Origin of the sequence: Cohnella rhizoplanae, from assembly GCF_948329515.1 — a bacterium.
Classification (GTDB): Bacteria; Bacillota; Bacilli; order Paenibacillales; family Paenibacillaceae; genus Cohnella; species Cohnella rhizoplanae.
The window spans coordinates 38,912-59,078 of sequence record NZ_CAOJCN010000025.1 but is presented as its reverse complement, the minus strand read 5'-3'; the positions used below and the strand labels follow the sequence as shown (position 1 = coordinate 59,078).

Sequence of the window (20,167 nt, the reverse complement as noted above, 5' to 3'; positions counted from 1 at the left end):
GATTCGACAGTGAAAGTTGCCGCGAAAGAAAAAAAACAATCATTCCTAAATAAATTGAAAACGATGGCAAAGCAACTTAAATCAAACTTGATGGTGATGTATTTGGCATATCGCGACCGACGAGTGCCATGGTTTGCGAAGATATTTGCCATTTGCGTTGTTGCCTATGCGTTTAGTCCGGTGGATTTGATACCGGATTTCATACCGATATTGGGATACCTGGATGATTTGATTCTTGTTCCACTGGGTGTGTACATCGCGATAAGGCTGTTCCCGAGAGAAGTGATTGAAGAATATCGAACGCAGGCAGAGGAACGTAGAAAACTTGGCAAACCCAAGAACTGGATTACAGGCACACTCATCATTGCCCTATGGATTGCACTGGCAGCATGGAGCAGCTGGTATATTTATGGACGGTTAGAGTAACGAAATGGAGGGGCCAGAGCGGACATTCCGGCCGTGGCCGCGATCCAAACCATTCATCACATAAGGACGACAACGTTAGCCCTTCAACAGATGTGGAATGTTTGTATCATCATTGGTTGGGAGAGATGGGATGAACGGATACCCTGTTAACGAAGGCTCCTTTGGCATTACAAATCAAATGCCACCATTCTTTAAGGTTTTTGGAGGCCTTATTCTTATCCTCGTAGTTGGGATGTTCCTGTATGCCATTATTCGTGCCGCCTCGACATGGACGACAAACCAAGCTTCCGACGTTATTACGTCTGCCGCAACGGTACTGGATAAAAGAACGGAGGTATGGGGAGGTTCCGGGGATTCGAGTTCAAGCACCAATTATTACGTGACGTTTGAATTAGCTGACGGCACGCGTATTGAATTGCAGGTAAGAGGCGATAGATTCGGTCTAATTGTAGTGGGCGACCAAGGACAACTCACTTATCAAGGAACGCGTTTTAAAGAATTCAACCGGTAAGGACGTTAAGACGCACGCCACGACAAGGAGTGAAGTTATGAAGTTATTGCTCACATCCGCGGGCATTAATAATAAGAGCATACACGACGCGCTAGTCGACATGCTGGGCAAGCCGATCGCCGACTCCAACGCCCTCTGCATCCCCACGGCGATGTACGGACACCCCTGGGTCGGACCGGGCGTCAGAGCCTGGCAGTTCATCAGCGGGAAATCCGAGAATCCGATGGTCGACCTAGGTTGGAAATCCGTCGGCGTGCTGGAGCTCACGGCACTGCCAAGCATTGACGAAGAACGCTGGGTACCGCTGGTCCGGGAGACGGACGCCTTGCTGGTGTCAGGCGGCGACGCTCTCTACCTGTGCCACTGGATGCGGGAGTCCGGACTGGCAGACCTCTTGCCGTCGCTGCAGGCCGTTTATGTGGGAATGAGCGCCGGGAGTATGGTGATGGCACCTAACATTGGGGAGTTCTTTGTGGGTTGGACTCCGCCCGACGGAGGCGATGATACATTGGGTCTGGTTGATTTTGCAATATTCCCGCACCTAGACCACGAGATGCTGCCTGGAAACACCATGGCTGCGGCAGAGAGATGGGCCGCCGGGATGCAAGGGCCGGCATATGCGATTGACGATCTGACCGCCATTCAAGTAATCGGCAGAACAGCCGAAGTTGTTTCCGAAGGAAACTGGAAACACTTTTCGGCCTAAGCGCCCGTGAGGGGTGCGATAGATCTGTAATCGGTTTTATTGCGCGGTCAGGATCTGCGGACCATCGGCCGTGATGGCGATCGTATGCTCGTATTGGGCGGCGAGCTTGCGGTCCAGCGTCCGCGCGGTCCAGCCGTCCGGATCGATGGTCATCTGGTAGGTGCCTTCGGTAATCATGGGCTCGATCGTGAACACCATGCCTTCCTTAATGCGCGGGCCTCTGCCGGGCTTGCCGACATGCATATAGTTGGGCTCCTCGTGCAGGTCGCGCCCGATACCATGCGCGAGGAGGTCGCGCACGACGCCGAAGCCGTTCGATTCGGCATGCCCCTGAATGACGCTCGTCACGTCGCCGAGCCGATTGCCCGGCTTCGCCTGCGCGATACCGAGGTCCAGGCACTCCTTGGTGACGCGCATCAGCTTCTCGGCCGTCGGCGAGATCTTCCCGACCGCATACGTCCAGGCCGAGTCGCCGAGCCAGCCGCCGAGCTCCGCGACCGTGTCGATCGTCACGATATCTCCCTCCTGTAGCGGCCGGTCGCTAGGGAAGCCATGCGCGATCACGTCGTTGGCGGAGGCGCAGGTCGCATATTGATATCCCTTATAGCCTTTTTGATAGGGCTTGGCGCCGTGCTTCAGGATCAGCTCCTCGAAGATGCGGTCTACCTCGTTCGTCGTGATTCCCGGCCTGATGAGCGGCGCGATCGTGCGATGGCATTCGGCCACCACCTGGCATGCCTTGCGGATGGCCTCGATTTCATGCTTGCTTTTTAAGATAACCATGGTCGTATCAGGACTCCTTCGTAATAGCTTGCATCGCGAGCTTGGCGATTCGGTCGACGTCCAGCTCGGACGTGCCCGCATAGTAGGTCAGTCCGCAGCAGCCGACCAGCACGGCAAGCATATGGTCGACGCTGTCGTCTTCCCGCCGGGCGATCGATTGGAGCGGCACGTACAGCCGTTCCATGAATCGACTCTTGGCGAGACGCCGATCCTTCTCAGGCAGGCCTGCATAATGTTCCGCCGCCATCTTGTAGACCAGATAGGCGCGGGCGTCCGATTGCCACAGCCGGAGCAGCGACTTCCCATAAGTGAGCAGTCGCCCGTCATCCGCGCTGCCTCCGGATACGTCTGCCCAGTCCGCCAGGGCTTGCTCGCATCGCTCGAAGCCGCTGTCCAGCACATCCTCGATCAGTAAATGCCGGTTGGGATAATAATGGTATAACGTGCCGTAACCGAGCTCGGCCTCGCGGGCGACGTCGCGAATGTCGAAGCTGCCGCCCGATTGAAAGTAGGCGCGCGCGGCGGCGTCCAGGATCTGTTCTCTGCGCTGCAGGCGGATGAGCTCGTTCTGTTCTTTGGTACGGGGACACATAGGCGCGTGAACCCTCCTAGTTTAGACCTGCATATTTGTCGATATAAATATCGTAACTCATGGTAGCGGATTATGCAAATTCACCGAAAAAACTGTTGAGGAGGAGAAACACGATAAAGCGGAGGTGGTGAGGCGTCGTTCAGTTAAGAACAACTTACCCGCTCCACACACCGCTACGCCCAGGAAGTCTCGGTTAAGAACAAACTAACCCGCCGACCAAGCCGCATCGCTCAGGAAGTCTCGGATAAGAACAAACTCACCCACTTTGCAAGCGGCTACGCCCAGGAAGTCTCGGTGAAGAACAAACTCACCCGCCGATCAAGCCGCATCGCTCAGGAAGTCTCGGATAAGAATAAACTCACCCACTTCGCAAGCGGCTACGCCCAGGAAGTCTCTGTTAAGAACAAACTCACCCGCCGACCAAGCCGCATCGCTCAGGAAGTCTCAGCCAAGAACAAACTCACCCACTTCACACACCGCTTCGCCCAGGATGGAAAAAAGACGGCGCCTCCGGGCGCCGTCCTTCTTCAATTCAATCAGTGCGATACCATGGGCGCCGCCGGCGCTTTCCCCGATTTCACGCGCGCCTTGCTCCAGTCCAGCTTGACGTACCGCAAGCCGTATGCCAGCGCAGCCAGCACCATGTTGCTGCACAGCGCGATCCAGGCGCCGACCTGTCCGTAATCCAGCACGACCGTCAGCAGCAGCGTGCCCGGGATAAAGATGATCCAGTTGAGTACGAACGCCACGCGGGATAGAAATGTCGTGTCCCCGATGCCGCGCAGCCCGCCGCCGAAAATAATGCCCGACGTATTGAACAATTGGATGAACGCCGCCAGATGAATGAGCGGAATGACGGCCATATACACCGCTCGCTCCGGCGTGTACAGCTTCGCGATCGGAAGGGCGAAGGCGAACATCAGAAGAGAGATCAGCACCATCAGCAGGACGCCCAGCACGACCGTCATCAGCCCGAAGCGCTTCGCCTCCGCATGCCGTCCTTTTCCGATCTCCTGCCCGGTGCCGATGGTCGCCGCCGCCCCGAAGCCGTTCGACGGCATGAAGCCGAAGGACAGGATGTTCAGCGCGATCTCGTTCGCCGCGATGGCGACCGTCCCGAGGCGGGAGATGCACATGGTAAATACGAGCATCCCCAGGCTGTTGGACATTTCCATCATGCTGAGCTTCGCGCTTTCGAAGACCATGAGCTTGACCTGCTTCCGGTCGAACCGCTCGCGAGTGCGCGTCAGCAGCGTGGCGTCCAGATAGCCGTAATACACCCACAGACACATGGCGAGCTGCACGAGCTCTGCGATCAGCACGCTCCACGCGGCGCCCTGCAGCCCCAGGTCCGGGAACCCGTATTTGCCGTAAGCCATCACGTAAGTCAGCACGACCACCAGGCCGCTGTTGATGAGCGCCATCGTCATCGGCGTCTTGGTGTCGCCGATCGCGCGGAGGTAAGCGAAGAACGCGCCGCTGAAGATACCGAATATCAGCGCGATCATCCTGAGCATGACGTAATCGGTGCCGGCCAAGACGATCTCATCGTTCAGCCCCATGGCGCATTTCGCCGGAGCCGTAATTTTGAGCGACCAGGTAGTTGATCGCATTCTGAATACCCGCGCACACCGCCCACATATTGTAGATCAGGATGTTCGTTACTCCGACGACGGCGATGGCGGTAGCGCCCATCTTTCCCACGATCATTAAGACGAGCAGACCCGTGAAGGTCATTGAAGAAAACGTAGCGATAGAAGGTAAAGCCAGTTGTAAAATTCGTTTTGCCAGTTGCACGCTTTGAGGCCTCCTGCTCTTAGTTGTCGCGTTGAGTGCATAACCGGATCAACAGACATAAGCTCTATTATAAACGGGCGTTCACGCTCATTCCTAGCGGGATTTGCAACCTTTTTTTGTACGTTCGCAACTTATTTCAGCTATTGACAAGGCGACTACTACGTGTTACTTTATAGAGGTAGTAAGTAACACTGCATACCAGTCATACAGAATAGAGAAGGGTGATTGCGCTGGATAACCTAACGGAAATGCTCAAAGGCGTGCTTGAAGGCTGTGTCCTTGAAATTATTAGCCGCAATGAAACGTACGGATACGAGATCACCCGGCAGTTGAACGCCCTGGGCTTCACGGATGTCGTCGAGGGAACGGTGTACACCATTCTGATCCGGCTTGAAAAAAACAAGCTGGTGGAGATCGCCAAGAAGCCCTCCGATATCGGACCGCCGCGAAAGTTCTTCTCGATCAACGACGCGGGGCGCGAGGAGCTGCGGAGGTTCTGGGAAAAGTACGAGTTCGTGTCGTCAAAAATTAACGAGTTAAAGGAGAAATTGCAATGAACTTTTGGGAGAAGATCACCGGCAGCGACATGACGAAAGAAATGAGAGCATTCGAATCGCGCGCCAAAAAGCTGCCGGCCGATTATCAGGCGGCATGGGAAAAAATCAATGCCAATCTCTGGTCGCACTCCGATTTTACCGGGCGCAACCTCATGCCCATTCTGGACGGCGTACTTGGCCTGCTCGAAGAAACGGCGGCGGACGGTCAGCGTATCCAGGAGGTTCTGGGCGACGATATCAAAGGCTTCTGCGCGGCGCTTGCCGGAGAAGAAGGGGCAAAGTCCTATCGCGACAAGTGGCGCGAGCAGCTCAACCAAAATATCGCTAAAAAATTAGGCAAATAGGAGGAAAATAAAAATGAATATTCGAGATATGATCGAGGGCAAAAAAGAGTGGCGAGCGCACGTGGCACGCGTCAAAGCGCTCCCGCAGGATTATCAGATCGTTTATAAAGAGATTCAAAAATACCTCTTTAAGGTCGGTCCTGTCGAACTGGCCGAAGGGACGGGGCTGCTCTCGGGGATCGTCGATCTGTTTGAAGAAGGCGCGGCCTCCGGGAAGGGCGTGCTGGAAGTGACGGGCAGCGACGTAGCGGCTTTCTGCGATGAGCTGATCAAGGACTCCAAAACTTACGCCGACTTGTATCAGGAATCCGTCAACAAATCAGTCAACAAGGCCATGAAAAAGATAACGGATAAAAAAGGATAAGGGGGACATGGGGATGAAAAAAGCAATCGATGTGAGAGGCCTGCGAAAGTCATTTAAGAACACGGAAGTCCTCAAGGGCGTCGATCTTGAGGTGAAGCAAGGCGAGATCTTCGCCCTGCTGGGCTCGAATGGCGCCGGCAAGACGACGATGGTCAGAATTCTCACTACGCTGCTCAAGCAGGACGGAGGCACCGCCACCGTAGACGGTCATGACATCGCGTCGCAGCCCGAGAAAGTGCGGAATTCGATCAGTCTGACCGGGCAATTCGCTGCCGTCGACGAGATATTGACCGGACGGGAGAATCTGATCATGATCGCCAAGCTGCGGCATCTCGCACATCCGCGCCAAGTCGCGGACGATTTGCTGACGCGCTTCGGCTTAACCGAGGCGGCCGACCGTAAGCCATCGACGTATTCGGGCGGGATGCGCCGCCGGCTCGACATCGCCTTGAGCCTTGTAGGAAAACCGCGGATCATATTCCTCGATGAGCCCACCACCGGGCTCGACCCCGAGGCGCGCATCGAGGTTTGGAAAATTGTAAAGGAGCTCGCCAAGAGCGGTACGACGGTATTCCTGACCACGCAGTATTTAGAAGAAGCCGAGCAGCTTGCGGACCGAATCGCCATTTTGCACGAGGGCAGGATTATCGCCAGCGGCACGCTTGCGGAGCTGAAAAAGCTCTTCCCGTCCGTAAAGGTGGAGTATGTTGAAAAGCAGCCGACATTGGAGGAAATATTCCTCGCCATCATCGGTAAAAAGGAGGCCATATAAATGGAAACCGCAAAAAACCACTTTTTCAGCGATACCGGCGTTATGCTCGGACGCTCCATGCGCCACATTTTCCGCAGCATGGACACCATCTTCACGGTCTGCATCACGCCGATCGCCATGATGCTGCTGTTCGTCTATGTATTTGGCGGAGCCATTCAAACCGATACGGATAACTATGTAAACTACCTGTTGCCCGGCATTCTGCTTATGGCTATTGCCAGCGGGGTCGCCTACGTCGCTTACCGCCTGTTTTTGGATAAGCAAAGGGGTCTCATGGAACGGTTTCACACGATGCCGATCGCGCGTTCCGCCGTCCTGTGGGGGCATGTGCTGACCTCGGTGGTATCCAACGTCATTTCTGTTGTCGTCATCATTCTCGTAGCGCTCATCATGGGCTTTCGCTCCTCTTCAGGGATACTATCTTGGCTTGCCGTCGCCGGTATACTCGTGCTGTTTACGCTGGCGCTCACTTGGATCGCGGCCATTGCCGGCCTGACCGCCAAGACGGTGGAAGGCGCAAGCGCCTTTTCCTACCCGCTTATCTTCCTGCCGTTTATCAGCTCGGCATTCGTGCCGACCGAGTCGATGCCGACTGTCGTCCGCGCCTTCGCCGAGAATCAGCCGGTGACCTCTATCGTAGAGTCCATCCGCGCGCTATTGTCGAGTCAACCGGTAGGGAACGATATTTGGGTCGCGCTTGCGTGGTGCTTGGCGATATTGATCGTCGCCTATCTGTTCGCGGTGCGTGCCTACAAACGAAATACAGCTTAATATTTGTACGCTTGAAGGATGAGGGGCATTACGGATAGAATAAAGTATCAAGGAAATGGAAGGAGTGGGGGTATGATGGGGAGAAGATTGGGCTGCTGCCAGCCGTTTATGAACTTCATATTCCCATTTATCAAACACTAGAGCTTATTGCTTTAGTGTTTTTTTATGATCCGGAGGTGTGATATGGCACAATACAAACGGGTTCTTATTAAATTAAGCGGTGGAGCGGTAGCCGGGAAATCCGAGTTTGGTTTTGAGCCGGATAGGTTGGAATACATTGCAAATGAAATATTATCGGTTGTAAGCATGGGGATCGAGGTTTCATTAGTCATCGGAGGCGGGAACATCTTCAGGGGTAATATGGCTGAAGGCTGGGGGATTGAACGTGCCGAAGCCGACAATATCGGGACATTGGCAACCGTTATTAACAGCTTGATGCTGCGCGGCGTTCTCAAATCAAAAACCGAAAAAGAAGTCAGGGTCATGACGGCTTTACCGGTTACATCCGTAGCCGAGCCCTATATACGACTGAGAGCGATCCATCATCTCGAAAAAGGCTATATCGTTATTTTCGCCGGAGGAAATGGCCAGCCCTATGTGACCACGGACTATCCCTCCGTTCAAAGAGCGATTGAAGTAAACTGCGATGCCCTTCTCGTAGCTAAGCAAGGCGTCGATGGCGTGTTGAATGCGGATCCGAAGACGGTTTCTAACACCAAGCTTTATCGGTCGCTTCACTATAACGATGTATTGAATCTAAATTTAAAGGTGATGGATCAGTCGGCATTCATTTTAGCGCGTGACTACCATATGCCGATGCATGTGTTCAATTTCGATAAGCCTGGCTCTATGCTCGAGATCTGTGAGGGTAAGAACAACGGAACCCTCATCAGTCGTGACTCTACGCTTGAATTAGAATAACGGACATGAAGCTTGTAAGGGGGTAGATGGGCATGTTTATGCGGATGGAACTATTTGTTGAAAATTTAGCGGAGACGGCAAAGTTTTATATGGAAGGATTGGGTTTTATAAAGGAAAAGGAGTCCGATCATTACATATCGGTACGTAATGGCAATGCTGTTATCGGTCTTGGCGCGATGGCTCAGCTCGGGGACGATCATTACTTAAAACCAAAGACTGAGATGGAACGGAAGGGCGTTTGTGTGGAGATCGTGTTAGAAGTGGATGATATCGCTGAATACTATAAAAAGATTGAAGATAGTCAGTATCCGATTCATTCCACACTAACGAAGAGGCCTTGGGGCACAACGGATTTCAGAATCGTTGACCCCGAGGGTTATTACATAAGGATTACTTCAAAATAAATAGAACAAACTTGATAGGCGCCGGCAAGCTTGGCGTCGCTTCAGAAACAGAGTAATTCACCATCAAATGACAACGCAAAGTAAGGGGGAAGAACGATGCTATTCATGCTGATTGTCAAAGCCTCGCAGAATTCGGAGTCCGGAAACCTCCCGAGCGATGAGCTCATTGAAGCCATGACCAAGTACAATGAGGAATTAGTAAACGCGGGCGTGCGGATTGCGGCTAAAGGACTTCATCCGAGCTCCAATGGAATTCGCCTTTCCTTTCTGAAGCCCGGAGAAAAGCCGATGGTCACGGAAGGACCTTTTACAGAAACGAAGGAATTGATTGCCGGATTCATCCTGATTGATGTGGAATCGAGAGAAGAGGCCATCGAGTGGGCGATGAGGATGCCCGACCCGCAAGGGTATGGGGAAGGTCAGATTGAATTGCGTCAAGTATTCGAGATGCAGGAGTAGATCGGGAAAGTATATAGAAGGTTTATAGTGTGATAATATGAACCGCCCTAGAACAGGCTTGCGAATAACGCCATCCTTAGCAATTCATGAGAAACCTGGCCAGCTGCTAGAGGATAAAATATAGACAAAGAGGAGGTTGATTATGGGTCGTATAATTATGATGATGAATGTGACACTCGACGGTTGTTGCGACCACACGCAGGTGATTGCGGATGAGGAGCTCCACCAGTATTCGGCGGACCTGATGGACCAGGTTGATGGGGGGCTGTTTGGACGCGAGATCTATCAGCTGATGGAGCGTAGCTGGCCACCCATAGCGAGCAGCGGCGTCGGACCTCAATACCTGGTAGACTTCGCACGCAAGCTCGATCGGCAACCCAAGTACGTCTTCTCGCGTACGCTGGATCACGTGTCGTGGCAGAATTCTTTCTTGTTGAAGGGGCCTGTCGCCGAGGAGGTGACACGGCTTACGTCGGAAGGGAAGGAACTGCTCGTTAACGGCGGTCCCGGTCTCGGGTCCACCTTGGCACAATTAGGTTTGGTGGATGAGTACCACTTCCTGGTACAACCGATCGTTGCCGGACGTGGTCCCCAATTATTGGGGGGCGTTCGCGATCGGCTGAATCTGAAGCGGGCCGAGACCAAGCTTTTCAGCTCCGGCGTCGTGGCGCACCGTTACACACCCGTGCGTTAACTGCTAGGATGAACAAGTAGTCGATGAAGACGAAGAGGGGCACAACCGGCATGAAGACGATCAAGCGCATGATGGACCACATGTACTGGGCGGACGGACGTATCTTGGACGCGCTCGAGGCGAGCAAGACGAAGGACAAGGACCTGCTGAAGCTGGTACGGCACGTCGCGGTCGCGGAACGGGTCTGGCTGTCCCGATTGCAGGGAAAAGGCAGCGCGCAATTTTCGTTGTGGGAGGAAACGGATGATCTGACGGCGCTCCGGACGATGTTCGAAGATAACGCCGATCAGTATCGCGTCTATATCGAAGGACTCGAGGAATCCGAGTTGGACGAGATGGTCGACTATGCGAACCAGAGCGGAGTGCCGTTCCGGACGTCCGCCCGGGACATCCTGTCGCAGGTTCTCTTGCATGGGCAATATCACCGGGGACAGATCAACCGGGCACTTCGGAGCGGATCGGCAGAGCCCGTCCAAGTCGATTACATCACGTTCGCGAGGATGTAACGGTCGCGGAATGACGAAGAAAGAACCCGCAAGAGGCGAGCAGCGCGCCTCTTGCGGGTTCTTTTTGCAATGGTTCGGTTTATTTGTCGTCGCCTCTGAGAACGACCGGCGCTGAGCGGTTGCCTGCGTAATCCTCGAGAACGACATACACGTTCTTCGCGGTCGAGGAGAAGGCAAGGCTTGCCTTCGTGCTCCGTCCGCGGATGATCCGGTCCTTGTCCCCGACGCCATAGGTGGTCGGGAAGGATCGGAGTACCCCGTCCTCATACACGTACAAGTATCGCCAATCTCGCGTTCCCGGCATCGGCAGGTGGAGCGTGTCGCCCTCCCAGTACCAGTTCTCCGCATAGGGCTCCGCGACCGTATCGATAAACGTGCCGCTTACCGCCACCGCATCCGCGCGCTTGGGAGAGATCGTCACCACGTACTCGTCCCCGTTGACAGGCATCTTGTCGAAGGTGACGGAGGCGGTGCTTTCAGACACGACCTTATTGATCTTGACCGGTTTCTTGGACGTCGCCGCGTTGACCGAGTCGACGTTGATCTTCAGATTGCCCGCGGGCTTGGACGGGTTGGTCCAGCGGACGATCATCTTGCCGTCTGCCGTGGACTCGACCCGCACGTCCGACACCGTATTCGCCAGGTCGAACGGAAGAACGGCGGCATCTCCCTCCAGCCCGTCGGCTCCGACCGGGACCACTCTAATCGTGCCGGATCGTGCCGGGAGATGCTTGATGTAGAAGACCTCATCGTACTTGCCGCCGACGAACGTGTCGTTGACGTAGACGTTGTACTGCTTGACCGCATCATAGTCGGCGTTCATTTTCCATCGGATGTTCATCTCTCCGGTATCGGCGAACGCCTCCTCGACAGCGAGGCCGGCAGGTGCCGCAGGGCGGACGGCGGAGCCGTCATGAATCCGGATTTCTCCTACGTTCATCTGATACGATCCGATCTCACCCTCTCCCGGCGCGAAGACCAGGCCGAAGGCCGCGATCGAACTGCCCGCATAAGCGCCAAGGTCCAACTCGGCCGTGCGCCAGCCCTTCGTCGCTTCGCCGCTATCCGGCACGGGAACCTTCACGACTTCTTCCGTGCGATCCTCGAAGATAAGCCCGACCTGCATCGAGGAAGAATCCGTCGCTTGTTTGTTGTATGCGATCGACAGCTTCGAGTTCTTGTTGACGCTCAGGTCGGTCTTATAGAGACGCAAGAACGTCTCCGCATCCAGCTTGCCGCTGACGACCAGGGAGCTGCCTCCGTCGTACCCGCCGATCTGCTTGTACGTCTGGCGTCCCGAATCGCCCAAGTCGTACGCCGGACCGTAGTCGAAGTCGACGGCCAGACGGCTGCCGGACGTATCCTGCCACCACTGCCAGGTGACCGGCACGTCCTGCAGGCTCATGTTGGACCATTCGTCCTCGTTCGATACCGCGCCGTCGCGATAGTAGGAGAGGCCGTGACCCGTGTTGAAGTCGGTGTAGAAGTTCGTGCCCCCGGCGACCGAGCGCTCCGCGATGACCGAGGAGATGCCCGGCCAGTACCGGTTGTCGGCGTACGCGTCGGCGACCGTATTCGTCGCGGAGGTTGCCGTATTCGACGGATCGACGTTCGGGCCGGACCACCAGAGCTGCTCGCGCAGACCGGTCATCCACTGGTAGTCGTTCTCCGAGCGGTGCTGGACCGGCCAGCTTAGGTTCATATCCTCATCCAGTCCCGCATGCACGAAGTCAGCGCCTAGCGTCGCCAAGCTCAGACGAGGCAGGCCGCTCGCGTCCAGCTTGTTTCTCAGCGCGGTGCCGTTGACGCTCTTGAACCGGTCGCGCCCGGCTTCAAGGCCCGCGAAGCCGACCTTGTTCAGGTCGAAGTTCGTTCCGTATTGGGCGTTCAGGCCGCTCAGGTAGGAGGCCGCCGCATTGATCTGGTTGTTCCCCATTCCATAGTCGAAGAAGAAGGACTGCGACACTTGTTTGCCCGTCGCCTTGTCGAATAAGAACGAGACGTTGTTGTCGCTGAACGTCCGGGCGAACGTATTGGCGCCGGTCGCGGTATTGAGCGAGTCGTACCATTGAACGTACAGCCCTGCGTTTTGCAGCGCCTTCATAAACCCGACGTAATCGGGAATGTCCGCCACGGCCACGTTGGGATTCTGCTCCTCCTGGTTAATGAAGTAACCGTCATAACCGAAGTACTCTGCCATCTCGATCAGTTTCTCGGCGACGGGGTAGCGGCCTTTCTTATCCTTTACGATCATCTGCTTATACGTCTGCTGGCCGCGGTCGTTGTTGGAGGAGAAGATGCCGGCCAGCGCCATGACTCCGTTCTTGTGCGCCGCGTCCGTGTAGGTCGGGTTCGGGATGTTCAGCATGCCGAACTCGAACCACTTCTGCTGCCAGTCCTTCTGGGCCAGCTCGTCGTAATATTCGGTCGGGGTATAGGCCGTGGCCGTTCCGTGCCAGGGAGACCAGTAATCGACGTACTGCCAAAAGTTAAAGTGATACTGGGCGAACTTGTTAGTGTAAGGGGCGTTCTCGATAAACGCGTTCCCGTAGTCGCCGCTGACGTTCGTCATTTGGACGTTCGGGTTCAGCTTCGGGTTGGCTTGCGTAGAGGCGAGAGGGGCGATCCGCCGTTGCAGCGGAACGCGGGAACGGAGCATGTCCGCATAAGGGTCGCGCTCGGGGCTCCAGTCGGCAATATGGCCGCTCGTGTAGCCGTGCACGCTCGGTTGATTGGCGCCGTGCGCCTGCTCCCCTGCGAAGGGCCACGTGTCCCCGGCCGCCGCCGTATATGGGAAGCTTGCCGCGAATAAGGCTGTCGAAACGCTAAGTACGGTGAACTTGGACCAGGATTTCTTCTTTTTCAGAATCTTCAATAGATCCATCTCCTTCTCCGCAATTTACCTCATGAGAGCGTTATTCCGTCGTAACCCTAGCCTCCTATTCTAAGATGGTATAAAAATGAATCCCTACTACTCTATTATATGAAACCCCTTACAAATAGGGTTCGAACTAAAGATTTGAGGGAGAAATTAAAGATTCGTTGGGTTCGAAGGGGCCGAAGCCGGTCTCTTTATTTGCGAGGAAAATACCGTTAGCTAACGCAGAGAAGCTCTCTAATCGGAATTATATATTACATGCAGAGTTAACTATGGGGCGGTTTTTGGGAAAATAACAAGAGCTATAGCTAGATAATTGGAATAATCACAAAACATATTCAAAATTCCTGTGATATAATGTGACATATTCCAAAGAGAATCGTGTTTTGATAGGAGGACCTGACATGACGGTAGAAGCGACGCCATACGCTTGGCCCTACGACGGAAGGATTCAGCCGAACAAGACGGCGCTGTTGATTATCGATATGCAAACCGACTTCTGCGGGCAAGGCGGCTACGTCGAGCGGATGGGCTACGATCTGTCGTTAACCGCGCGGGCGATCGGGCCGATCTCGCGGCTGCTTCAGAGAATACGGGAGATACCGGGATTTACGGTGATCCACACGAGAGAGGGACACCGGCCGGATCTGTCCGACCTGCCGGAGAACAAGCGTTGGAGAAGCCTCCGGGCGGGAGCGGAGATCGGCTCTACCGGACCCAAGGGACGTATTCTGGTACGGGGGGAGCCCGGCTGGGAGATCATCCCCGAGCTCGCGCCGCTGCCGGGGGAACCGATTATCGACAAGCCGGGCAAAGGCAGCTTTTATGCCACGGACCTGGATCTGATCCTGAAGACCCGCGGCATCACGCACCTCGTCCTGACGGGCATAACCACCGATGTCTGCGTCCATACGACGATGCGGGAAGCGAACGACCGCGGCTATGAGTGCCTGATTCTCGAGGATTGCACGGGGGCGACCGATCCTTCCAACCATGAAGCGGCGCTCCGCATGGTGCAGATGCAAGGCGGCGTATTCGGCAGCGTATCCGATTCGGGCAAGCTGTTGACGGCTTTGAGCTCTTTATAAAAAGGAAAATTGGGGGAATCAAGCATGCGTAAAGTGAGTAAAGTGAACGGGAAATGGATGTCGGTACTTCTGCTGTCTGGTGTGGTCGCGATTGCCGGCTGCGGCAGCAATAACGGCAGCAATAGCAGCAGCAATAGCAATCAGGCGCCGGCGAGCGAATCGGCATCGTCCACGACGTCCGCGGCGGCTCCGTCCGCAAGCGCGGACTCGGGCACTCAAAAACTGAAGAAGGTCGTCGTTCGGCTGAAGTGGATCAATCAAGCGCAGTTCGCCGGCTTCTACATCGCCAAGGAGAAAGGCTATTACAAAGACGCCGGTCTAGACGTAGAGATTCGCGCGGGCGGCGCGGACTTCCCTTCGGTGCAAATGGTGTCCTCGGGCAGCGAGGACTTCGGGGTCACGGGAGCCGATCAAATCCTGATGTCCCGCGAAAAAGGGGCGCCGGTCGTGGCGTTGTCCGTCATCTACCGCTCGACGCCGTTCGTGCTCTTCACGCTTAAAAGCTCCGGCATAACGTCAGTAAAGGATCTGGAAGGCCAAAAAGTCGGCGTCAAGCTGGGCGGCAACGAGGAGCTCACTTACCGGGCCATGGTCAAAAAAGCAGGCATTAAGGCCAAGTCGATCAGCGAGATGCCGGTCAAGTACGATCTCAGCCCGCTGCTGACGGGACAAGTCAAAGCTTGGCCCGGCTACGTGATCAACGAAGTGATCGCCGCCCAGGAGCAAGGACAAGAAGTGAACGTCATCTATCCGAGCGACTACGGCATTAATTTCTACGCGGATACGCTGTTCACGACCGAGAAAATGATCCAGAAGGATCCCGAGACGGTCAAGGGCTTCACCCAAGCCACCATGAAGGGCTGGGATTATGCGATCCAACATCCGGACGAAGCGGCGCAAGTGACGGTCCAGTACGGCGACCAGCTCAATCTCGAGCATGAGACGAAAATGATGAACGCCAGCATCCCGCTCCTCGAGGCGGACAAAAGCCCGCTGGGCTCCATGGAAGATTCGGAATGGAACACGCTGCAGGACAGCCTGATCGACGTCGGGTTCCTGAGGAAGAAGCAGGACCTGTCCACGGCCTTTACGAACGAATTCATCCAACCTTAAAGGAGAGATTGCCGATGGCGGCCATCCGTAGCATAGCCGAGTCTGCCAGAGAACGCGCCGCTGGCTCTAACTCCAACCTCAATGCCAACGCCAGTGCCAGCGCCAACGCCAACGCCAACGCCAACGCCATCTCGATCCGGGACTGCTCCCTGACATTCGGCAGCGTGCGCGTATTGAATCAGGTATCGATTGATATCCGCGACGGGGAGTTCCTGTCTATACTCGGTCCGAGCGGATGCGGCAAGTCGACGCTGCTCCGGCTCATCCTCGGTCTGCTCTCGCCGGATCAGGGCGGAGGGATCGTGCACCACGTGCCGCGGGAGGAGATCGGCATCGTCTTCCAGAAGCCGGTGTTAATGCCCTGGCACACCGCGATCCAGAACATCGAGCTGCCGCTCAGCATCGGTCCCCAACGAGCCAAGCAATCGAAGGCCGAACGCCGGGAGAAGGCGGAGTGGTCGCTCGAGCTCGTCGGACTGACGGATTTCCGCCACCACTTCCCGCAGCAGCTGAGCGGCGGGATGCAGCAGCGGATCGCGATCGCCCGAGCGCTCGCGGCCAATCCTTCCGTACTGCTGATGGACGAGCCCTTCGGCGCGCTGGACGAATTCACGAGGGAGAAGCTCAACATCGAGCTTCTACGTTTATGGGACAATCCCGGCACGGGCTTGAATACGGTCGTCATGGTCACCCACTCGATCCAGGAATCCGTGCTGATGTCGGACCGGATCGTGATGATGTCGCCGCGTCCGGCCGGCGTCAACGATATCGTGAACGTGCCGCTGTCTCACCCGCGCGAGGCGGAGATGCAAGAATCTCCGGAATTTCTGGGCACGGTCAGAGAGATTCGAAAGTCGGTGAAGGCGCTATGAACACCAAATACAAGGATGTGCTCTACCCCGTCTCTTTCGCCGTCGGCCTGATTCTGATCTGGGAGGCCGTCGTCCGGATTTTCAGCATACCGCTCTATCTGCTGCCGGCTCCCTCGGACATTGCCCGAGTCGTCGACGGCGAGCTGCTGCGCAACATGGGCGTCACCTTGTACGAAGCGGTGCTCGGCTTCCTGCTCGCGAACGTACTGGGTTTCCTGACGGCCATTCTGTTCGTTCATTCCCGGCCGGCGGAGAAGGGGCTGTTTCCGCTGGCCATCGCCCTCAAGACGACGCCGGTCGTGGCGCTTGCCCCGCTGCTCGTCATCTGGCTGGGAACCGGCTATTGGTCCAAAGTGGCCGCGTCCATGATCATTTGTTTTTTTCCCATACTCGTGAACAGCGTCAAAGGGTTAAAGGCCGTCGAGCACGAGGCGTGGGAGCTGTTCTCGGCTTATAAAGGCACGAAGGCGGAGATCTTCTGGAAGCTGCGGCTGCCGACGAGCCTTCCCTATGTCCTGTCCGCGCTGAAAATCTCCAGCTCGCTCGCGATCGTAGGCGCCATCGTCGGAGAATTCGTCGGTTCGAACAAAGGTCTCGGATATTTGGTGCTCTTGTCTTCCTATCATTTAGACACGCCGGTCATGTTCTCGGCGATCATCGCGGCGGCGGTCGCGGGGCTTATCTTGTTCGGTATTATCGCATCGGTCGAGCGGAAGATCATTTTCTGGCAAAAGGTGGATGAAGCATGAGGATCTCGGTCGTACGCGTACCGGCGGCTTCGCCGAGCGATACGTTATCGCTGCGGGAGCGCATCGAAGAAGGAACGATCGATCCGTCGCGGGTGATCGCCGTCCTGGGAAAAACCGAAGGGAACGGCTGCGTCAACGATTTCACGAGAGGCTATGCGGTCCAGGCGCTTCGCGGATTTTTCGCCGGGCTAATCGGGGAGGAAGCGGCGGACCGCATTTCCTTCATCATGTCTGGCGGCACGGAGGGCGTCCTCTCCCCTCACTTCACGGTCATCAGCCGTTCCGAAGCGGAGGGTGGGCCGGCTGCCGACGGGTCGATGTCGCTCGCGGTGGGCGTCGCGCATACGAGGCGCTTCCTCCCGGAAGAGCTCGGGCGTACGGCCCAGATCGCGGAAGTGTCGGCGGCCGTGGCGCGGGCCATGGCGGAAGCGCGCATCGAAGCGGCTGCCGACGTGCACTTCGTGCAGATCAAGTGCCCGCTGCTGACGGACGCGGATATGGCGGATGCCCGGGCGCGAGGCGTCGACGTCGCAGTCGACGATACATACAAGTCGATGGGGTATTCCCGCGGGGCGTCCGCGCTCGGCGCGGCGATCGCGCTCGGCGAGCTAAGACCCGAGGAGGTCGGCGACGACGACGTCTGCCGGTCGTGGGACAAGTTCAGCGACGTCGCATCCACGTCGGCGGGAAGCGAGCTCGCTTACTGCGAGGTGATCGTATTCGGCAACTCGGCGCAGGCGAGCGGCGATCTGTACATGAGCCACGGCGTCATGGCCGACGCGATCGACGCGAAGCCGCTGCTCGCGATGTTGGCGGACCATCCGGGCGCGGAGGTCGTGCAGGTACTCGCAAAGGCAGAGGCCGACCCGGCGGGACGGGTCCGCGGCCGGAGGCATACCATGCTGAACGATTCGGACATTAACCATACGCGCCATGCGCGGGCTGCGGTCGGCGCCGTGCTGGCATCGATCGTCGGCGACCCGATGATCTACGTCTCCGGCGGGGCCGAGCACCAAGGCCCGGCCGGCGGCGGACCGGTAGCCGTCATTTTCCGGCGCGCCGAATCCAGCAAGTGACAAGGAGGAGAAGCCGACGATGACTGCTGCAGCGTTTCCCCTTCGGATGACCGCAGCCTGGCTGCGGGAACAATACGCGGCGATGAAGCTGACGCCGCGCGACGTCGTGGAAGAGATCTATCGGCGGGCTCTCGCCGACCGGGACATGAACGTATGGATCGCACCGCCAGAGCCGGAAGCGCTCGAGCCTTATCTCCAGCGGCTGGATGCGATGGACAGATCGGCACCCCTGTGGGGAATTCCGTTTGCCATCAAGGATAATATCGACCTGGCCGACGTCCCCACGACGGCGGGGTGTCCGGCATATGCCTATACGCCGGGCGCCCATGCCTCGGTCGTCTGCCGGCTGATCGAAGCGGGAGCGATCCCGCTTGGCAAGACCAACCTGGATCAATTCGCGACCGGGCTCGTAGGGACGAGAAGCCCTTACGGCGAGACGCACAACGCGCTGAAGCCCGAGCTGATCAGCGGCGGATCCAGCTCCGGATCGGCCGTCGCGGTGGCGCGCGGGCATGCGGCGTTCGCGCTCGGCACCGACACCGCCGGATCGGGGCGCGTGCCCGCCGCGTTGAACGGCCTCGTAGGCTTGAAACCGAGCCTCGGGTCTTGGCCGACGCGAGGCGTCGTGCCGGCATGCCGGAGCCTGGACTGCGTGACGGTGTTCGCGCACGAGCTCGAGGACGCGATGCTCGTGGATCGGATCGTACGCGGACCGGACGCGTCGGATCCGTGGTCCCGAACGGTCGACCGGCTGCCGTTGGCGCTGCCGAAGCGCCTTTTGCTTCCCGCCGGAGACTGGCCGTTTTTCGGTCCCTACGCATCAGAGTACGAGGAGGCTTGGCGGCAAGCGGTGAAGAAGGCGGCACAGCTCGGGATCGAGGTGGAGACGATCGATTACGCGTTGTTCGCGGAAGCCGCCGCCGTGCTGTACGACGGGCCGTGGGTCGCCGAACGATGGGCGGCATTGGGCGAGTTCGTGGAGGCCCATCCCGGCGTCGCGTTCCCCGTGACGGAGCAAGTGCTGCGTTCCGGTTCGGGAGCCCGGCACGACGCGGCTTCGGCTTTTGCGGCCATGCACCGGATTCAAGCCTTGAAGCATGAGGCGGCCAAGCTGCTCGAGGGTGCGGCGCTCCTGCTGCCGACCGCCGGCGGAACGTGGAGCCGCGACGAAGTCAGGCGCGACCCGATCCGGACGAACGGCGACATGGGCCGGTGGACGAATCACTGCAATCTGCTCGACCTGTGCGCCCTTGCGATTCCTGCGGGCGAAGCCGCGCCGGACGTGCCGTTCGGCGTTACGCTGTTCGCCCTGCCGGGAGGCGAAGCGACGCTGGCGATGCTCGCCGCGCGTTGGGCCGACCCTTCGGAAGCGCCGCAGCTCTCGTCCGTAATGCCCGCCGGACCCGGTACCACGACGCCGGTGGCCGTATGCGGGCTTCATATGAGAGGCTTGCCGCTGGAGCGGCAAATGATAGAGCACGGAGCCGTCTTCGTCCGTGAAGACAAGACGGCATCCCAATACAAGCTGTACAAGCTGCCGACGTCTCCTGCCAAGCCGGGGCTCATCAAGCAGGCGCAGGGCGGCGCCTCGGTCGAGCTGGAGATCTGGGAGATGCCGCTCGATACGTTCGGCCGGTTCGCCGCTCTCATACCCGCGCCGCTCGGTATCGGCAAGATCGAGCTGGCCGACGGCACCGAGGTGCCGGGGTTCGTGTGCGAAGGATACGCATCCGCAAGCGCGGAGGACGTGACGATCGCCGGGAGCTGGCGGCGGGCGTGACCGA

The 20,167-nt window shown here is 57.3% G+C and carries 24 protein-coding genes; 19 read left to right on the top strand and 5 right to left on the bottom strand.

All coding sequences use genetic code 11. The annotated features are described in order from the left end of the window. Window positions 1-63 precede the first annotated feature (63 nt). From PQG80_RS24875 to PQG80_RS24865, 3 genes are all read left to right on the top strand, one after another. On the top strand, window positions 64-426 hold the full coding sequence (locus PQG80_RS24875) for a YkvA family protein (RefSeq protein ID WP_271754392.1): 363 nt from the start codon (window positions 64-66) through the stop codon (window positions 424-426). Window positions 427-556: 130 nt separating this feature from the next. Further along, window positions 557-937 carry a DUF2500 domain-containing protein gene (locus PQG80_RS24870; protein WP_271754371.1) on the top strand — a complete coding sequence of 127 codons (381 nt, stop codon included), beginning with the start codon at window positions 557-559 and terminating at the stop codon, window positions 935-937. 37 nt (window positions 938-974) lie between these two features. Further along, complete coding sequence (locus PQG80_RS24865) at window positions 975-1,643, top strand: Type 1 glutamine amidotransferase-like domain-containing protein (protein WP_271754370.1); 669 nt, start codon at window positions 975-977, stop codon at window positions 1,641-1,643. Between the two features lie 36 nt (window positions 1,644-1,679). Here the strand turns inward: PQG80_RS24865 and map are convergent, their stop codons facing one another. From map to PQG80_RS24845, 4 genes are all read right to left on the bottom strand, one after another. Further along, on the bottom strand, window positions 1,680-2,426 hold the full coding sequence (gene map / locus PQG80_RS24860) for a type I methionyl aminopeptidase (protein WP_271754369.1): 747 nt from the start codon (window positions 2,424-2,426) through the stop codon (window positions 1,680-1,682). Between the two features lie 7 nt (window positions 2,427-2,433). Further along, window positions 2,434-3,018 carry a TetR/AcrR family transcriptional regulator gene (locus PQG80_RS24855; protein WP_271754368.1) on the bottom strand — a complete coding sequence of 195 codons (585 nt, stop codon included), beginning with the start codon at window positions 3,016-3,018 and terminating at the stop codon, window positions 2,434-2,436. Window positions 3,019-3,554: 536 nt separating this feature from the next. Beyond that, a complete protein-coding gene (locus tag PQG80_RS24850) occupies window positions 3,555-4,580 on the bottom strand; it encodes an MATE family efflux transporter (protein WP_271754367.1) in 1,026 nt (341 codons plus the stop codon). Beyond that, a complete protein-coding gene (locus tag PQG80_RS24845) occupies window positions 4,564-4,815 on the bottom strand; it encodes an MATE family efflux transporter (RefSeq protein ID WP_271754366.1) in 252 nt (83 codons plus the stop codon). The genes PQG80_RS24850 and PQG80_RS24845 overlap by 17 nt, the downstream gene beginning before the upstream one ends. Before the next feature lie 248 nt (window positions 4,816-5,063). Between PQG80_RS24845 and PQG80_RS24840 the strand changes: the two genes are divergently transcribed. The 10 genes from PQG80_RS24840 to PQG80_RS24795 all read left to right on the top strand — a co-directional run bounded on the left by PQG80_RS24840 (window position 5,064) and on the right by PQG80_RS24795 (window position 10,607). Then, window positions 5,064-5,372 (top strand): PadR family transcriptional regulator, encoded by a 309-nt coding sequence (locus tag PQG80_RS24840; protein WP_271754391.1) that lies wholly within the window; start codon window positions 5,064-5,066, stop codon window positions 5,370-5,372. Beyond that, window positions 5,369-5,716 (top strand): DUF1048 domain-containing protein, encoded by a 348-nt coding sequence (locus PQG80_RS24835; RefSeq protein WP_271754365.1) that lies wholly within the window; start codon window positions 5,369-5,371, stop codon window positions 5,714-5,716. The genes PQG80_RS24840 and PQG80_RS24835 overlap by 4 nt, the downstream gene beginning before the upstream one ends. A 13-nt stretch (window positions 5,717-5,729) precedes the next feature. Further along, entirely contained in the window at window positions 5,730-6,080 is a 351-nt protein-coding gene (locus PQG80_RS24830) for a DUF1048 domain-containing protein (RefSeq protein ID WP_271754364.1), read from the top strand. Window positions 6,081-6,093: 13 nt separating this feature from the next. Next, window positions 6,094-6,852 carry an ABC transporter ATP-binding protein gene (locus PQG80_RS24825; protein ID WP_271754363.1) on the top strand — a complete coding sequence of 253 codons (759 nt, stop codon included), beginning with the start codon at window positions 6,094-6,096 and terminating at the stop codon, window positions 6,850-6,852. Beyond that, window positions 6,853-7,623, top strand: a complete 771-nt coding sequence (locus PQG80_RS24820) for an ABC transporter permease (RefSeq protein ID WP_271754362.1) — start codon at window positions 6,853-6,855, stop codon at window positions 7,621-7,623. A 183-nt stretch (window positions 7,624-7,806) separates the two neighbouring features. After that, window positions 7,807-8,544: a UMP kinase gene (gene pyrH / locus PQG80_RS24815; protein WP_271754361.1), complete on the top strand. Its 738-nt coding sequence runs from the start codon at window positions 7,807-7,809 to the stop codon at window positions 8,542-8,544. Window positions 8,545-8,576: 32 nt separating this feature from the next. Then, window positions 8,577-8,948 (top strand): VOC family protein, encoded by a 372-nt coding sequence (locus PQG80_RS24810; protein WP_271754359.1) that lies wholly within the window; start codon window positions 8,577-8,579, stop codon window positions 8,946-8,948. A gap of 96 nt (window positions 8,949-9,044) precedes the next feature. Continuing rightward, window positions 9,045-9,407 carry a YciI family protein gene (locus PQG80_RS24805; RefSeq protein WP_271754358.1) on the top strand — a complete coding sequence of 121 codons (363 nt, stop codon included), beginning with the start codon at window positions 9,045-9,047 and terminating at the stop codon, window positions 9,405-9,407. Window positions 9,408-9,549: 142 nt separating this feature from the next. Beyond that, complete coding sequence (locus tag PQG80_RS24800; protein WP_271754357.1) at window positions 9,550-10,101, top strand: dihydrofolate reductase family protein; 552 nt, start codon at window positions 9,550-9,552, stop codon at window positions 10,099-10,101. Window positions 10,102-10,124: 23 nt separating this feature from the next. Continuing rightward, window positions 10,125-10,607, top strand: coding sequence for a DinB family protein (locus PQG80_RS24795; RefSeq protein ID WP_271754356.1), 483 nt, complete (start codon window positions 10,125-10,127; stop codon window positions 10,605-10,607). Between the two features lie 79 nt (window positions 10,608-10,686). Here the strand turns inward: PQG80_RS24795 and PQG80_RS24790 are convergent, their stop codons facing one another. Next, window positions 10,687-13,482 (bottom strand): endo-beta-N-acetylglucosaminidase, encoded by a 2,796-nt coding sequence (locus PQG80_RS24790; protein ID WP_432432804.1) that lies wholly within the window; start codon window positions 13,480-13,482, stop codon window positions 10,687-10,689. Window positions 13,483-13,889: 407 nt separating this feature from the next. Between PQG80_RS24790 and biuH the strand changes: the two genes are divergently transcribed. The 6 genes from biuH to atzF are packed head-to-tail and all read left to right on the top strand — an operon-like array spanning window position 13,890 to window position 20,163. Next, entirely contained in the window at window positions 13,890-14,573 is a 684-nt protein-coding gene (gene biuH, locus PQG80_RS24785) for a biuret amidohydrolase (RefSeq protein WP_271754353.1), read from the top strand. 24 nt (window positions 14,574-14,597) lie between these two features. After that, window positions 14,598-15,686, top strand: a complete 1,089-nt coding sequence (locus tag PQG80_RS24780) for an ABC transporter substrate-binding protein (protein ID WP_271754352.1) — start codon at window positions 14,598-14,600, stop codon at window positions 15,684-15,686. Between the two features lie 14 nt (window positions 15,687-15,700). Further along, complete coding sequence (locus PQG80_RS24775; RefSeq protein ID WP_271754351.1) at window positions 15,701-16,558, top strand: ABC transporter ATP-binding protein; 858 nt, start codon at window positions 15,701-15,703, stop codon at window positions 16,556-16,558. Then, window positions 16,555-17,307 (top strand): ABC transporter permease, encoded by a 753-nt coding sequence (locus PQG80_RS24770; RefSeq protein WP_271754350.1) that lies wholly within the window; start codon window positions 16,555-16,557, stop codon window positions 17,305-17,307. The genes PQG80_RS24775 and PQG80_RS24770 overlap by 4 nt, the downstream gene beginning before the upstream one ends. Further along, window positions 17,304-18,383, top strand: coding sequence for a cyanuric acid amidohydrolase (gene atzD, locus PQG80_RS24765; protein ID WP_271754349.1), 1,080 nt, complete (start codon window positions 17,304-17,306; stop codon window positions 18,381-18,383). Before PQG80_RS24770 ends, atzD begins: the two co-directional genes overlap by 4 nt. Window positions 18,384-18,402: 19 nt before the next feature. Continuing rightward, window positions 18,403-20,163, top strand: a complete 1,761-nt coding sequence (gene atzF, locus PQG80_RS24760) for an allophanate hydrolase (protein WP_271754347.1) — start codon at window positions 18,403-18,405, stop codon at window positions 20,161-20,163. Window positions 20,164-20,167 lie beyond the last annotated feature (4 nt).

Coding starts and splice junctions, on each gene's coding strand:
- pyrH (WP_271754361.1), top strand. CDS start 7,807: ATGGCACAATACAAACGGGTTCTTATTAAATTAAGCGGTGGAGCGGTA.
- PQG80_RS24820 (WP_271754362.1), top strand. CDS start 6,853: ATGGAAACCGCAAAAAACCACTTTTTCAGCGATACCGGCGTTATGCTC.
- PQG80_RS24795 (WP_271754356.1), top strand. CDS start 10,125: ATGAAGACGAAGAGGGGCACAACCGGCATGAAGACGATCAAGCGCATG.
- atzD (WP_271754349.1), top strand. CDS start 17,304: ATGAGGATCTCGGTCGTACGCGTACCGGCGGCTTCGCCGAGCGATACG.
- PQG80_RS24825 (WP_271754363.1), top strand. CDS start 6,094: ATGAAAAAAGCAATCGATGTGAGAGGCCTGCGAAAGTCATTTAAGAAC.
- PQG80_RS24780 (WP_271754352.1), top strand. CDS start 14,598: ATGCGTAAAGTGAGTAAAGTGAACGGGAAATGGATGTCGGTACTTCTG.
- atzF (WP_271754347.1), top strand. CDS start 18,403: ATGACTGCTGCAGCGTTTCCCCTTCGGATGACCGCAGCCTGGCTGCGG.
- PQG80_RS24775 (WP_271754351.1), top strand. CDS start 15,701: ATGGCGGCCATCCGTAGCATAGCCGAGTCTGCCAGAGAACGCGCCGCT.
- PQG80_RS24840 (WP_271754391.1), top strand. CDS start 5,064: ATGCTCAAAGGCGTGCTTGAAGGCTGTGTCCTTGAAATTATTAGCCGC.
- PQG80_RS24875 (WP_271754392.1), top strand. CDS start 64: ATGGCAAAGCAACTTAAATCAAACTTGATGGTGATGTATTTGGCATAT.
- PQG80_RS24850 (WP_271754367.1), bottom strand. CDS start 4,580: ATGGGGCTGAACGATGAGATCGTCTTGGCCGGCACCGATTACGTCATG.
- PQG80_RS24865 (WP_271754370.1), top strand. CDS start 975: ATGAAGTTATTGCTCACATCCGCGGGCATTAATAATAAGAGCATACAC.
- PQG80_RS24800 (WP_271754357.1), top strand. CDS start 9,550: ATGGGTCGTATAATTATGATGATGAATGTGACACTCGACGGTTGTTGC.
- biuH (WP_271754353.1), top strand. CDS start 13,890: ATGACGGTAGAAGCGACGCCATACGCTTGGCCCTACGACGGAAGGATT.
- PQG80_RS24830 (WP_271754364.1), top strand. CDS start 5,730: ATGAATATTCGAGATATGATCGAGGGCAAAAAAGAGTGGCGAGCGCAC.
- PQG80_RS24770 (WP_271754350.1), top strand. CDS start 16,555: ATGAACACCAAATACAAGGATGTGCTCTACCCCGTCTCTTTCGCCGTC.
- PQG80_RS24810 (WP_271754359.1), top strand. CDS start 8,577: ATGTTTATGCGGATGGAACTATTTGTTGAAAATTTAGCGGAGACGGCA.
- PQG80_RS24835 (WP_271754365.1), top strand. CDS start 5,369: ATGAACTTTTGGGAGAAGATCACCGGCAGCGACATGACGAAAGAAATG.
- PQG80_RS24805 (WP_271754358.1), top strand. CDS start 9,045: ATGCTATTCATGCTGATTGTCAAAGCCTCGCAGAATTCGGAGTCCGGA.
- PQG80_RS24855 (WP_271754368.1), bottom strand. CDS start 3,018: ATGTGTCCCCGTACCAAAGAACAGAACGAGCTCATCCGCCTGCAGCGC.
- map (WP_271754369.1), bottom strand. CDS start 2,426: ATGGTTATCTTAAAAAGCAAGCATGAAATCGAGGCCATCCGCAAGGCA.
- PQG80_RS24870 (WP_271754371.1), top strand. CDS start 557: ATGAACGGATACCCTGTTAACGAAGGCTCCTTTGGCATTACAAATCAA.